A 14,858-nucleotide genomic window follows, 5' to 3' on the forward strand; every position below is an offset into this window, starting at 1 on the left:
GGGCATTTTATTGTATTATAATTGATAATCAATCTTTATCTTCTTTCTTTTTTCCTCTCAGAAAACGGTCTGTCAACCATTTGCGTACAGGCTCGTCATAGAGTTTCAAGCAAGCATAAGCCAGCACAAAAGCCCCTACAAAAGTCAATATCATATAAGGAATACCTTCTGCCAGAGTAGCATTATTATTACATACCCAAGCTGTATAAGTATATATTAACGGATAATGTGTTATGTATACCGGATACGAAATATCTCCTAAGAATTTACATATGGCTGTAGAATGTTTACCGGTTACCTTACCGCCCGCTCCCATAGAAACTATTACAGGAAAGATAAAAAGAATACAACAGGCTTCATAGAGCCCATTCATCCAAAAGTGATTTTCACCACCCAATCGAGGGAAAGCCAAAACTATCACAATCATCAAGCTGCACCACCAAAAAGCACGCTTTTTTATACGAATCAGCCATCCTAAGCGGGACAGTAATAAACCGCCGAAGAAAGGATACATCAACCGGACAAGACCAAGATATTGTTGTTCCCAGTTCAATGCCCAACCACCGACAATATCTCCCGTAGGTGCAGTAAGACAATGATGTACCGTAAAGCATCCGGCTATCAACACAAAAATGGACAAAGCTGTTTTATTAAATTTACGAATGAATAGCGCATAAAGAATATTACCTATGTATTCAAAGTAAAGTGACCAAGCCGGTCCATTCAACGGATGCATCTCTGTCCAGCCGCGAATATCCCATTTCAAAGGAAGCGGGAGCAGAGTGCATCCCAATAACATTACCAGCAGCATAGTTCCTACAGATGTATTCTGAATGGCTGGAAAACAAGGAGACTCCTGAAAATAAAAAAACACTGCACCTATAATACTTCCCACAATAACCATAGGATGTAAACGTATAATACGCCGTTTGAAGAAAGTACCGACACTCATCCGGTTCCAGCGGTCATCATAAGCATAACCAATAACAAATCCGGAGAGCATAAAGAAAAAATCTACTGCCAAATAACCATGATTGATAATCTGTTCCAGATGGCTACCACCGGCATGTGCTTCAAACAAATGGAAAGCGACAACCAATACAGCAGCTACGCCACGAAGACCATCAAGGATTTCATAATGCGGCTTCGGGGCAAGATAAGAGTTTTGCGTGTTCATTAGGTATAAGATATTTATAAATTTGCACGCAAAGATAGCAAAAAAGTAAACGCTTTTAAGAGTTTAAACAAAGTTTACTCTAAAACATCATCTTTATCTAAAGGCATATACGGCCCATCCTTCACTTCGAATATAACAGAGGACTCCAACACTTCTAAAGTATGCCACTGCCCTTTGGGAATATGGACAGCATATATGCCATTTCCGGGATACAAATCATAGCGTTCCACCTCTTCTCCATTATCATTGTAGAACATCACGTTGATATGTCCACGCAGAAGAAGATAGGTCTCTGCGGTATGTTTGTGCCTGTGTATAGGCAAAACGGTCCCTACTTCCAACGCATTAAGCAGTCGCTGCGCTTTAGCGTCCAAAGTTTCATGCAAATTGAAGTTCATACGTAACCGTTCACTTTCTTTGGCCTGACCGGATACCTTATCCAGCAATTGATCATCTATTATCATCTTGTTGTATTTAAGCAAACTTTTTACAATGGATATATTTACGCACAAAAATAATATAAATTGTTACTTGGCTACTAATTTCAGTAGAAAAAAATCAGCGGCAGTGTTTGAACGTAAGCATTCAAATAATCACTACTCGTACAAGAAGTATTTAGCCTGCAAAAAACTGTTTTGATGTATATCATAATTCATTTTGATATACGTCAAAACAGATTATCATGTATATAAAACAGGGAATATTCTTAAATTTCAGAAGGGTAGAAGGGGTATGGCATGAAACAGTATTATTACATTAAACAAAATCCCCGCTAAATTTCTACTACCTCAAAAATAGAAGAAATATATGAAATTAACATCCAAGTATGCAAGAAGCTAATTTCCCAATTCAGCTACTCTTCCTGTAACTTCGTACAGCCCAAATATTGGCAACTACAGCAAAAGCCAACAAGGCGCCCAATTGAGGCAGCAACTCTATGAAGCCGCCGCCACGAAGATATATTGTACGCATTACCTCAACAAAATACCTCAACGGATTTATGCGGGTAATCCATTGTGCCCATTCGGGCATACTATGAATAGGGGTAAAAAGACCGCTCATCAAAATAAGAACAAGCATAAAGAACCACATAACAAACATAGCTTGCTGCAACGTTGCCGAATGATTGGATATAACCAGACCGAATCCGGATACAACCGGAAGAAACACCAAAGCAAAACCGTAGATAGTGAGGAAATGCCCGGCAGGCAAAATTCCATAAAGCAACCAGGCAAGAGCAAAACAAATGGTAAGCACAACAAAACCTATCAACCAATAAGGTATCAGCTTCGCAACAATAAACGTAAATTTATTGACCGGTGTCACATTAATTTGCTCAATAGTTCCAGCCTCTTTCTCCCCCACTACATTAAGGGCAGGAAGAAAACCGCATATCAAAGTCAGCAACATAACCATAAGTGCCGGAATCATGAAAAGCTTATAATTCAAAGTCGGATTATAGAGATTCAGAGAAGAAATACCTATACGGGGAAGAGGTTTGCCTACGAATATTTTCACAGGTGTGTCCGACTTCAATTCACGAACGTAATCGCTGATGATAGATGACAGATAGGAGCCGCCCAAACTTCCTTTGGTTCCATTCACCGCATTGGCTGCTACAAGCAGATGAGGGACCTTACCGTTTATCCAGTCTTTTTCAAAATCACGGGGAATCTCCAGAATGACATCTGCCGTACCCGCCTCAACGCCGAGCATAGCTTCATCATAAGTATCGGGAAGCGCCGTCAGACGAAAATAGGTAGAGGCGCCAATCTTATCCACCAAACGACGGGACACAACACTATGATCGTTGTCCACAATATTCAGATTGATATTCTTTATCTCCAGATTGGCAGCCCAAGGCATCAATATCATAATCATACATGGGAATATGAAAATCAGCTTGGGCAAAAACGAGTTGCGGATTAGCTGCTTGAATTCTTTTTCTATCAAATACTTAATCATAGAGGAATTTACTACTAATTATTATAATTGAAAATTCTTCATCCCAACCTATTCTTGAATTTCTTGAAACTAACGGTTATCAGCAGTACCGCCATAACGGCCAATATACTGATTTCAGGCAGCACCAATGATATATCCACACCCTCTATCATCAATTTACGTACCGCCTGAATATACCAACGTGCAGGAATCACTGTGGAAATACCCTGTAAAATAACGGGCATACTCTCAATAGGAAATATCATCCCTGAAAGCAACATGGTGGGCATCATCAACATTAACCCGGACACCAGCATAGCGGCTACCTGCGTATGGGTAACAGTAGAAATGAGCAGTCCCAAAGCCAATGATACGAAAATAAAAAGCAGTGATACAGTTATCAGCCAAAACAGACTGCCTGCAACCGGAACATGAAGGACATAGACCGAAAGCAATAAAATCGTTATCAGATTGACAAATGACAAAACGAAGTATGGCACAGCTTTGGCAAGGATGATAAACAGCGGCTTTACGGGAGAGACCAATAATACTTCCATAGTTCCCGTCTCCTTCTCACGCACTATGGAGATGGAGGTCATCATTGCACAAATCAGCATCAGAATAAGTCCCATAACACCGGGAACAAAATTATAAGCGCTCTTCATTTGCGGATTATAGAGCAACTTGACTTGAGGAACAATGGCAGAAACACGCGCTCCGGGAGGAAGCATCTCTTGTCCTGTCATGGAGATTATATTTGTGGCATATCCGGCCTGCATGGTAGCCATATTAGGGTCGGTGGCATCGGAAATAATCTGTACTCCGGCCTCACCGGTATAGAGGTTGTCCGAGAAACGTTCGCTAAAGACTATTGCCATATCAATATCCCCGCTCTTGAAAAAACGTTCCGCTTCTTCAGGAGAATGCAGACGGCAGATAACCGTAAAATACTCACTGGCATCTACACGGTCGATAATGCGTCGGGTCACGACATCATTGGAAGGGTCGAGAACGGCAACACGCACATTCTTTACTTCCGTAGTGATGGCAAAACCGAAAAGAATAATCTGTATGATGGGCATACCCAACAGAATCAGCATTGTACGCCGATCGCGGAAGATGTGAAAGAATTCTTTTCGGACAAAAGCTATGAATTGTTTCATGGTTATATCGCAATCTGTTTTGATTTTTATATCTGTATCAATCGGCCGTTCTCACAGCCTCACGAGCCAACTGTTGGAAAACATCGTCCATGGTAGCGGCTCCAAACTGTTGCTTCAGTCTGTCGGGGGTGTCAAGCGCACGGATTACACCGTCCACCATGATAGAAATACGGTCGCAATACTCCGCCTCATCCATAAAATGGGTCGTGACAAAAACAGTGATACCTTGCTCTGCAGCCTGATAAATCAATTCCCAAAACTGGCGGCGGGTGGCAGGATCGACACCGCCCGTAGGCTCATCCAGAAAAACAATCTTGGGATGATGAAAAATGGATACCGAAAAAGCGAGCTTCTGTTTCCAACCCAGCGGCAAGCTCTTTACGAGCGTATTACGTTCCTTTTCCAGCCCCAGACGCAGAAGCAATTCATCTGTTCTCGGAGCAATCTCGGTTTCGGGTATCCCATAAATACCGGCAAAAAGGCGGATATTTTCCCAAACTTTGAGATCTTCGTATAAAGAAAACTTCTGGCTCATATAACCGATGTTCTTCTTCACAGCTTCGGATTGGGTGGTAATATCAAAACCTGCAACACGAGCTTTGCCGTCCGTAGGATGGCTTAAACCTGTAAGCATACGCATAGCGGTAGTCTTACCGGCCCCATTGGCACCCAGAAAGCCGAAGATTTCACCTTGGCGTACTTTGAAAGAAATATGATCGACAGCCGTAAATGTACCGAAACGTTTGGTCAGTCCGTCCACTTCGATTACATAATTCTCATGGTTATCCGCTTTCGCATGTAACAATCCCGAAGGACAAAGTATGTCCGCAAATTGTTTCAGAATACGACCGGGAGTGTCAATACCATGTATCCGACCTTCATTGATAAAGGCAATACGGTCGCATTGACGTGCCTCGTCGATAATCGGAGTAGAGACTATGATGGTGATACCCTGTTCTTTGAGACGGCGAAGCATTTCCCAAAATTCTTTGCGAGAAACAGGGTCGACACCAGTGGTAGGCTCATCCAGAAACAAGACATCCGGTTTATGAATAAGTGCACAGCTAAGGGCAAGTTTCTGCTTCATTCCACCGGACAAGGCCCCGGCACGACGTTTACGAAAAGGTTCTATCTGCCGGTAGATGTCACGCACCAAATCATAATTCTCCTCAATGGTAGTATGAAAAACCGTAGCGAAGAAACTCAGGTTTTCTTCTACCGTCAGGTCTTGATAGAGAGAAAAACGTCCGGGCATATATCCTACCCGTTGGCGGATAGACTTATAGTCTTTCACCGTATCCAGTCCACATACCGTAGTCTCACCTTCATCGGCAAGCAACAAAGTGGTGAGGATACGGAACAGCGACGTTTTCCCCGCACCGTCAGGCCCGATGATTCCGAAAAGTTCACCCGTACGGACGGAGAGTGAAACGCCTTGCAAGGCTTCCACCCGACCGTAACGCTTAAAGACGTTATCGACAGTTACTGCAAAGTTCATGACGTTATTGAATGTGAATTGTAAATTCCACTCCCCCATACATTCCGATTTTCAACATACCGTCATTCTTCACAGCCACTTTTATGGCATACACCAAATTGGCACGTTCATCTTTCGTAAGAATCGTCTTGGGAGTAAACTCGGAGCTGTCCGAAATCCAAGTGACAACTCCCGGATATTCTTTTCTGACATCTTTACCATAATCGGAATAAACTGTCACTTCCTGCCCCAACTTCACTTCGGACAATTGTTCGGAAGTGATATAGGCACGTAGATAAATCTGTTCCATATCAGCAATCTTGAATAACGGAGTGCCCGGCGCTGCCTGTTCTCCCGCTTCTGCATATTTGGCAAGGACAGTTCCTGTCAACGGAGAGGTGATATGGCACTTCTTTAACTGGTCTTCAATCTGCGCAACCTGAATACCCACCGATGAACTCTGCCACGTCAGGCTTTGGTCGCTGTTCTGCAGTGTGGAGTTTTGAGCGGTAAGTTGTTTGCGGAGTACTTTAAGTAAGGATTCGGCATCATCCAACTGCTTCCGGTTAGCCGCACCTACACGAAGTAAATTGGCTACACGATCACGCTCGCGTTGCGCCTGAAGGATTTGTTCTTTGGTTGCCGCCACCTGTTTCAGAATATCGGGGCGCTGCCCTTCCACAGACTTGGCACTGGCTTCCAACTGGAGTTTTTTCAGATAAAGCTGAACAGTGTCAATGATGCCGACCTCCTGTCCGGCTTTTAAGGTGATACCTTCTTCCACATCCAAACTGAGTATCTTTCCGGACGCTTCGGCAGAGACTATAACATCGGTAGCTTCAAAAGTTCCCGTAGCATCGTATTTGGGTGTACCGCTACTGCAAGCGACAAGAAAGAACAGGACCGGAAATAATTTAAATGATTTCATATTATAGGATTTTATTGTCATTCTAAAGCTTTAATTATTTAAAATATATTTCAGTTGCCAGATATTCATCAACAGCTGTACTTCATGCAATGCCTTGGTACGACGTGCCAAGTTCTCATTGGTTATCTCACGGAGCATATCGGTGACAGTCAGCGTTCCGTTCTCTACTTTGGCTTCGGCTGCACGACGAATATTCTCACGCAAACGGATGATTTCATCGTCATCCGCCATTTGCCTGCGCATGGACAATACACCCGCATCCTGCTGCGTAGCCTGCAAACGGGTATTGAAGAGAAACACGTCCCTACCCGTCTCTATCTGTCGCCGGCTATTGTCTATCCTGCGGCGATCATTCTTTAGAGTATACAGACTACCGAAGTTCCATGACATACGTACACCTGCCATATAGTATGCACTGAATTCATCTTTCAGCATATTCAACCCCGGATTGCCATAAGCGCCCTGCACAAAAAGCCCGAAACGGGGCATTACTCTTGCATTCAGCGTAGCTTCCTGCACTCTAAGCTGTTCTCCCTGAACCTCAAAAAGACGAAGTTCCGGACGATTGTTTATTCCATTCACACTACCCGTATCTTCCGCTACGGGCTTCTGCAAAGTAGTTCCGAGAGGGATTTCTTTTCCTATAAAAGCGGAAAGCATATTGATATATGCCTGGCGTGATGTTTCCAATTCGATGCGGCGTTGTTTGGCATTCAGTTGCTCCACACTGACGGCATCCAAATCGCTTTGAGTGGCTATACCGTTTATTATATAGTTTGACACTTGCTTGTGCGTTCTTCCCAAATCATCCTGCAAAAGTTGATTCTGATTCAGCTGTTCGTCCAGCAACAGGATACCGAAAAACAGCTGATTGATGCGGTCGTTCAATGCGTACATATCCACATTCTGCTTCTCCATGTCCACATCCGATGCCGCACGTGTCAAACGTTTTTGGTTGCGGATATCTCCACCGTCCCAAATGGTTTGCTGCAATTCGAGCATCACCTGATACTGGTCTTTGGGGGCGGTTTTTACATTGATACCCGGTATTTCGACGGGCAGTTGCGTTATATCACTTTGATACGTAGCCTTGCCCGACAATGAGAACCGGGGCAGATATCCCTTTCCGGCATTGGAAAGATCATACTCACGTGCCTTTTCTATCAGTCCGTACTGACGTACCAACGGATAATTAGCCTGTGCCTCACGTTGACATTCATCCAAAGTAAGCTGGGCATGAGCCAATGTAGCCGTAAGAAAAAAGGCTAAAGAGAGAATTGCTTGTTTCATATCTGTTTCTTATTTATTAGCACAATACAAAGATAGACGCATAACTTAGTATGCTTACAACCTATTTGTCGGCAAAGATGTCCCAATAGTACGACTTTCTGTATGAAAAGACAAATGATATGGATACTTTATTATCTTTGCCACTGAATTACTTACTATTTATAAATATGGAGAAGAACAGACCTATAAGCGTTGCATTCGATGATATCCGTTATAAGCTGGACATCATCAATCACCATGAATATCGTTTTATAAACGATGATTTGGGCATGGTTATCAGCTTCATACAAATGGGAAGCAAGCTATTCCATATCGGACAGCCCTATCGCGCCAAAGAAGGACGAATCATTCGTGTTTTGCAAGGAACAGGGAGAATCTCCATCAACCTTATCGAATACGAAGTATCCACTCATCAAATTATTATAATCCCCGACAACTCCCTGATAGAATTGTTTGAAATCAGCCCCGACTATGATTTTCAAATCATAGTGCCCGCCTGCAATTTCCTGCCTGTCCTGCCCGGTTCTATCTTGTCGGAGACTTACACAAGAAACGGTATCGTGCTGTCACTTAATGAGGAAGAATGGACACAGGTGGAGATGTTTTTTACCCTGCTGTGGAATATACTTCATTCCTCGCCCTATCGTCGTGAAACCGTACAGCATTTCATCATTTCCCTGCTTTACAACCTTAAATATACTTACGAGCAAACGCGCACAACCACTCCCCTGCGCCTTTCGCGCCAAGAAGAAATTTTCCGCCGCTTCATAACCCTCGTGAACAAACATAGCAAGCAAGAACGTTCCGTCAACTTCTATGCCGACAAATTATGCCTGACCCCTCATTATCTGAGCACCATCATACGTGAGGCAAGCGGACAGACGGTGATGCAGTGGATTAACCAGTCCGTTATTCTTGAAGCAAAAGTTTTGCTGAAACACAGCAATCTGCTAATTTTCCAAATATCGGACGAATTGAACTTTCCAAACCCGTCTTTCTTCTCGAAATTCTTCAAGCGAATAACAGGAATGACACCTGCCGAATACCAGAAAACATAATAAACCGGAGGCAGTCCGTTTTTCCCTATCAGGATGTCATAAACAGAACAGTTTATAAATCTTATAAACCTTTTCTATATAGCGGTTACTGAGTACTTTTGTCACAAAACTAATATACTTTAGATTATGAAACGAATTTATTGGGTTTTAGCAAGCATTTCCATATGCTTACTTGCATCCTGCAACAGTGGCACGAAAGATGCAAGAGAATGCCAAACTGTAAAAATAGATACAGTTACTTCCGCCAGCGGACAGACCTATCTGCAATACCCCGGAAAGGTAAAAGCGGCACAGGACATCAGTCTCGCATTCAGAGTAAGCGGTACTATCCGGAAAATATATGTAAAAGACGGCACCCGTGTACAAGCGGGACAATTACTTGCCGAACTGGACCCAACGGACTACCAAGTACAGCTGGACGCCACCGAAGCCGAATACAAACAGATAAAAGCGGAAGCAGAACGCGTAATGGCCCTGTACAAAGATAACGGGACTACTCCCAGCGCCAATGACAAAGCTGTGTACGGACTGAAACAAATCACCGCCAAATATCAGCACCACAAAGACCAGCTGGGTTACACCCGCCTTTACGCTCCTTTCAACGGCTATATACAAAAACGGTTGTTTGAAGCGCACGAGACAATAGGCGCCGGAATGCCTGTCCTGTCCATGATTAGTGGCGGTGCACCGGAAGTCGAGATAAATCTGCCTGCAGCCGAATATATCCGACGTGAGCAATTCAACCAATATCACTGCACATTCGACATTTATCCGGACCGGAGTTACCCGTTGAAGCTTATCAGCGTCACTCCCAAAGCCAATGCAAACCAACTGTACACCATGCGGCTGCAACTGGTTGCAGACAAACAGCCCGTTCCTTCGCCCGGCATGAATACAATGGTTACCATCCGTTGTGATAGTGACGATGCCCACAGTATGTCCGTACCCTGCAATGCCATTCTGCAGAAAGACGGCAAGGCCGGGGTATATGTATACAACCCGTCCAACAATAAGGTGAGCCGCCGCGAGGTAACCATAGTACGCCTGATGAGTGACGGACGCAGTATCATCACATCCGATGAACTGAAGCCCGGAGAACTGGTTGTGTCCGCCGGAATACACCACATAGAGAACGGGGAAACCGTAAAGCCCCTGCCCGCTGCCAGTAAGACAAATATCGGCGGACTATTGTAACATTGATTTACATCTAAAATATCAGTTATATGGATATAAGTAAATGGGCATTTAAGAACCGTAACCTTATCTATTTTCTGGTGACGGTGCTGCTTATCGGCGGAATTCTCTCCTGCTATCAGATGAGTAAACTGGAAGACCCGGAAATAAAAGTGAAACTTGCCATGGTGGTGACCACATATCCGGGAGCATCCGCACACCAAGTAGAATTGGAAGTGACGGATGTACTGGAAAAGAGCATCCGCAGTATGGGAAACATAGACAATGTGGAAAGCTACTCTTACAACGACCTTTCGCTGATACAGATAGAACTGACCACTACTACCCAAGATGAAGAGGTAGAACAATGCTGGGATATGTTGCGCCGCAAGGTACACGACGCTTGCGCCCTGCTTCCCGACGGAGCGGGTACCCCTATCGTCAAAGATGATTTCGGCAATGTATATGGAATGTTCTATGCACTGACTGGTGACGGTCTGTCCGACCGTGAGCTGTCCGACTATGCCGAACTCATCAAGCGGGAAATCAGTGACATGGAAGACGTAGACCGGGTGGAACTATACGGCAAGCGTCCTGAATGTATCAACATCTCCCTGCTGCAAGACCGTATGGCGAACCTCGGTGTGAAACCCGCCGAAGTTCTCGCTACCCTGAACGGACAGAACAAGACTACATACAGCGGTTATTACGACAACGGAGACAACCGCATCCGCGTCACTGTCAGCGATAAATTCAAGACGGTAGAAGACATAGGCAATATGCTGATTCAGGGACATGACGACGACCAACTCCGTATGCGCGACATTGCCCGTATAGAAAAAGGATACGAAGAACCTACCCGCAACGAACTGTTCTTCGACAGCGAACGGGCACAAGGCATTCTTGTCGCGGCCGCCAGCGGATCGGATATTGTAAAAGTCGGCGCCGCCGTAGAGAAGAAACTGGCACAGTTGAAAGAAAACCGCCTGCCCGCCGGTGTAGAGTGCCACAAGGTGTTCTATCAGCCGGAGCGTGTAGGAGCTTCTTTGGGTACTTTCGTAATCAATCTGATTGAATCCGTCATTATCGTTGTAGTCATTCTGATGTTGGCTATGGGATTCAAGAGCGGAATCATTATTGGAATCAGTCTGGTTGTCACCGTATTCGGTTCTTTCCTGTTCCTGCAAACGGCGGGCGGAACCATGCAGCGCGTATCGCTGGCTGCCTTCGTGCTGGCAATGGGTATGCTGGTGGATAACGCCATTGTTATCGTGGACGGCATATTGGTAGACCTGAAAGCCGGGAAGAGCCGTATGGAAGCCATGACCGCCATCGGCCGCCAGACAGCGATGCCTCTGCTGGGAGCTACCCTGATAGCCATCATCGCCTTTCTTCCCATCTTCATGTCACCGGACACAGCCGGAGTGTACACCCGCGACCTTTTCATTGTGCTGGCCGTCTCCCTGCTGCTAAGCTGGGTACTGGCATTGGTGCACGTACCCCTAATGGCCAATCGCAGACTCCACCCCACAGTAGAAGTCAGCACTACCGGAAAACGTGAATACAAAGGGCGCACCTATGCCTTGTTGCGCACCGCCCTATATTTCGGGCTGGCACACCGTTGGAGCTTTGTGCTGGCAATGGCGGCTCTGTTAGGACTTTCCATATTCGGTTACGGATATATGCGCCAGGGGTTCTTCCCGGATATGGTGTACGACCAGCTATATATGGAATACAAGTTGCCCGAAGGCAATAACTCCACCCGTGTGGCAAAAGATTTAAGCGAAATAGAAGCCTATCTGAAAACACGTAAGGAGATTACCCACATCACTGCTTCCATAGGAGGCACACCGGGGCGTTACAATCTGGTGCGCAGTATCGCCAATCCGTCTCTATCTTACGGCGAACTGATTATTGACTTTACTTCACCGGACGCCCTCGTAGATAATATGGATGAGATACAAAACTACCTGACACGGCATTATCCCGATGCCTACGTGAAACTGAAACGCTATAACCTGATGTTCAAGAAATACCCCATCGAAGCACAATTCATGGGTCCTGATCCCGCCGTGCTGCATCAGTTGGCGGACAGTGTACGGAGCATTATGGAGAATACCCCGGAAGTATGCCTCATCACTACCGACTGGGAGCCGCAGATACCTGTACTTTCCATTGAATACGATCAGGCGGCAGCCCGGGCATTGGGCCTCAGCCGTAACGACGTAAGTATGTCTCTCCTATCTGTGAATGGCGGCATACCTATCGGCTCTTTCTACGAGGGCATACACCGCGACAATATCTATCTGAAATGTCTGGACGAGCAAGGGCAACCGATAGAAGACTTGGGCAACACACAGGTATTCTCCGCCTTTCCCTCTCTGAACGGACTGCTGAATGAAGAAACCATGGTCAAGCTGAAAGCCGGTACCCTGAGCAAAGAAGAGTTGGTTGAAAGCCTCATGGGAAGTACTCCGCTGAAACAAATCAGCAAGAGCATAGATATCCGTTGGGAAGATCCCGTAGTACCACGCTACAACGGGCAGCGCAGCCAGCGTGTGCAATGCTCGCCCGCTCCCGGCATAGAAACGGAAAAAGCGCGGCAAACCATTGCACGAAAGATAGAACAGATAGAATTACCCGACGGCTATACCCTGCATTGGCAAGGAGAGAAGAATGCAAGCGACCAGTCCATGAAATATTTGTTCAAGAACTTCCCGCTGGCTATCATACTGATGATTGCCATCCTCATTATGCTATTCAAGGATTACCGCAAACCGATCATCATCTTCTGCTGTCTCCCCATGATTCTTGTGGGAGTGGTGGCGGTGATGTTGCTTACGGGTAAAACGTTCAACTTCGTAGCAATTGTGGGCACATTGGGACTGATAGGTATGCTCATCAAGAACGGTATCGTGCTAATGGATGAAATCACTCTCCAACTTAATCAGGGAGTAGAACCGATTACAGCATTGGTGGACAGTGCCCAAAGCCGTCTCCGCCCTGTGACAATGGCGGCGCTGACTACCATTTTAGGCATGATACCGCTGCTGCCCGATGCCATGTTCGGTTCGCTGGCGGCCTCCATTATGGGCGGCCTTACATTCGGAACGCTGATAACGCTCCTCTTCATCCCCATCCTGTACGCATTATTCTTTCATATAAAAAACGAACAATGATGAAAAAGAAAATAATCATCCTCACCGCTCTGCTATTCTCAGCCGGTATCTCCGCACAGGAGACACTGACTTTGGAACAATGCAGGGAAATGGCACTGAAATACAACAAGGAGATGGCAGCTTCCGCCAAGCAAACGGAAAGCGCACACTACACCGCAAAGAGTTACAAAGGCAATTTCTTCCCCAACTTTACCCTCAGCGGAACGGGTATTTACAGTACGGCGGACGGCAGTTTCGGCATAGCCGGCGGCAATCTGCCCACTTTTCTACCCGATGCCGCAGGACAATTTCTGCCCAACAACGGTTTCGCCTATTTCCCCGGAGTAGACTTAAACTATAAGATAGGCATGGTATATATGGGCGGTGTACAAGTAGAACAGCCGCTGTATATGGGCGGCAAAATTCGTGCTGCCTACAAAATGTCTTTATTGGGCAAAGAAATGGCGCAGATGAATGAAACGCTGACAGCCTCGGAGGTTATTGTGAAAACAGACCAAGCCTATGCACAAGTCATCAAAGCCAAAGAGATGAAGAAAGTGGCCGAGAAATACAACGCTGTGCTTATAGAATTGATGAAGAATGTTGAGAGCGCCCATAAGCATGGCCTGAAGCCCCGGAACGATGTACTGAAAGTGCAGGTAAAACTGAATGAGAGCGCACTCAATATCCGCAAGGCCGACAATGCGCTCCGTCTGGCAACCATGAATCTCTGTCATTGCATCGGCAAGCCTTTGGGCACGGATATACGGACTTCCGACAATTTTCCCGAAGTGGGACGAGACATCCAACTGCAAATATCGGATATCTCCGCCCGCCCCGAATATGCCATACTGAATCAGCAAGTAGCCATTGCCAAACAACAGGTTAAGTTAAACCGCAGCGAATTACTGCCCCAAATCGGTGTAAAAGGTTCATACGACTATATTCATGGTCTGGAAGTGAACAATCAGGATTTGTTTGATAAGGGCAGTTTCTCCGTCCTCCTGAATGTAAGCATCCCTCTTTTCCATTTCGGTGAACGTACCGGCAAAGTACGTGCTGCCAAAGCCAAATTGGAGCAAACCCGTCTTGAACAGGAGAATATGAACGAACAGATGTTACTGGAACTTACACAAGCCGCCAACAACCTCGATGAAGCCCGACTGGAAAGTTCCATCGCCGAACGTTCCCTGCAACAGGCAGAAGAGAACATGAGGGTGAGCCGCAGCCAATATGACGTGGGACTGGAGACACTGTCCGACCATCTGGAAGCACAAGCCATGTGGCAGCAAGCGTACGAAACCAAAGTGGATACACATTTCCGGCTGTACTTGAACTATGTCGCTTATTTAAAGGCAACGGGGACGCTGCTGAAATAGCGATTATATAAAAACAAGAGACCAAAATACACCAGATGATTTCTTTCAGGCACGGATTACACGGATTTACTTTATCTTTTTTCCGTGAAATCCGTGTAATCCGTGCCTGAA

11 protein-coding genes are annotated in these 14,858 nt (G+C 45.6%); 4 read left to right on the forward strand and 7 right to left on the reverse strand.

Annotated elements, in window-relative coordinates; translation table 11 throughout:
- Nucleotides 1-28 precede the first annotated feature (28 nt).
- The 7 genes from KG118_RS09530 to KG118_RS09560 form a co-directional block, all read right to left on the reverse strand.
- The gene (locus tag KG118_RS09530) at nt 29-1,177 is read right to left on the reverse strand and encodes an acyltransferase family protein (protein WP_117712713.1); all 1,149 of its coding nucleotides are present in this window, start codon (nt 1,175-1,177) and stop codon (nt 29-31) included.
- Nucleotides 1,178-1,251: 74 nt separating this feature from the next.
- On the reverse strand, nt 1,252-1,641 hold the full coding sequence (locus KG118_RS09535; RefSeq protein WP_117713223.1) for a WbuC family cupin fold metalloprotein: 390 nt from the start codon (nt 1,639-1,641) through the stop codon (nt 1,252-1,254).
- Between the two features lie 385 nt (nt 1,642-2,026).
- Complete coding sequence (locus tag KG118_RS09540; RefSeq protein WP_117713222.1) at nt 2,027-3,142, reverse strand: ABC transporter permease; 1,116 nt, start codon at nt 3,140-3,142, stop codon at nt 2,027-2,029.
- Between the two features lie 38 nt (nt 3,143-3,180).
- Nucleotides 3,181-4,284: an ABC transporter permease gene (locus tag KG118_RS09545; RefSeq protein WP_117713221.1), complete on the reverse strand. Its 1,104-nt coding sequence runs from the start codon at nt 4,282-4,284 to the stop codon at nt 3,181-3,183.
- A 37-nt stretch (nt 4,285-4,321) separates the two neighbouring features.
- On the reverse strand, nt 4,322-5,782 hold the full coding sequence (locus KG118_RS09550) for an ATP-binding cassette domain-containing protein (protein WP_117713220.1): 1,461 nt from the start codon (nt 5,780-5,782) through the stop codon (nt 4,322-4,324).
- A 4-nt stretch (nt 5,783-5,786) separates the two neighbouring features.
- Nucleotides 5,787-6,689 (reverse strand): HlyD family secretion protein, encoded by a 903-nt coding sequence (locus KG118_RS09555; RefSeq protein WP_117713228.1) that lies wholly within the window; start codon nt 6,687-6,689, stop codon nt 5,787-5,789.
- A 30-nt stretch (nt 6,690-6,719) separates the two neighbouring features.
- A complete protein-coding gene (locus KG118_RS09560) occupies nt 6,720-7,979 on the reverse strand; it encodes a TolC family protein (RefSeq protein WP_117713219.1) in 1,260 nt (419 codons plus the stop codon).
- Between the two features lie 167 nt (nt 7,980-8,146).
- Here KG118_RS09560 and KG118_RS09565 point away from each other — a divergent pair, with 167 nt between their 5' ends.
- The 4 genes from KG118_RS09565 to KG118_RS09580 all read left to right on the forward strand — a co-directional run bounded on the left by KG118_RS09565 (nt 8,147) and on the right by KG118_RS09580 (nt 14,747).
- Complete coding sequence (locus tag KG118_RS09565) at nt 8,147-9,037, forward strand: helix-turn-helix domain-containing protein (RefSeq protein WP_199598850.1); 891 nt, start codon at nt 8,147-8,149, stop codon at nt 9,035-9,037.
- A 126-nt stretch (nt 9,038-9,163) separates the two neighbouring features.
- Nucleotides 9,164-10,231 carry an efflux RND transporter periplasmic adaptor subunit gene (locus tag KG118_RS09570; protein WP_117713217.1) on the forward strand — a complete coding sequence of 356 codons (1,068 nt, stop codon included), beginning with the start codon at nt 9,164-9,166 and terminating at the stop codon, nt 10,229-10,231.
- A gap of 29 nt (nt 10,232-10,260) precedes the next feature.
- A complete protein-coding gene (locus tag KG118_RS09575) occupies nt 10,261-13,389 on the forward strand; it encodes an efflux RND transporter permease subunit (protein ID WP_117713216.1) in 3,129 nt (1,042 codons plus the stop codon).
- On the forward strand, nt 13,389-14,747 hold the full coding sequence (locus tag KG118_RS09580) for a TolC family protein (protein WP_117713227.1): 1,359 nt from the start codon (nt 13,389-13,391) through the stop codon (nt 14,745-14,747). The genes KG118_RS09575 and KG118_RS09580 overlap by 1 nt, the downstream gene beginning before the upstream one ends.
- Nucleotides 14,748-14,858: the final 111 nt, after the last annotated feature.

Origin of the sequence: Bacteroides propionicigenes (assembly GCF_018390535.1) — a bacterium.
Taxonomy (GTDB): Bacteria; Bacteroidota; Bacteroidia; order Bacteroidales; family Bacteroidaceae; genus Bacteroides; species Bacteroides propionicigenes.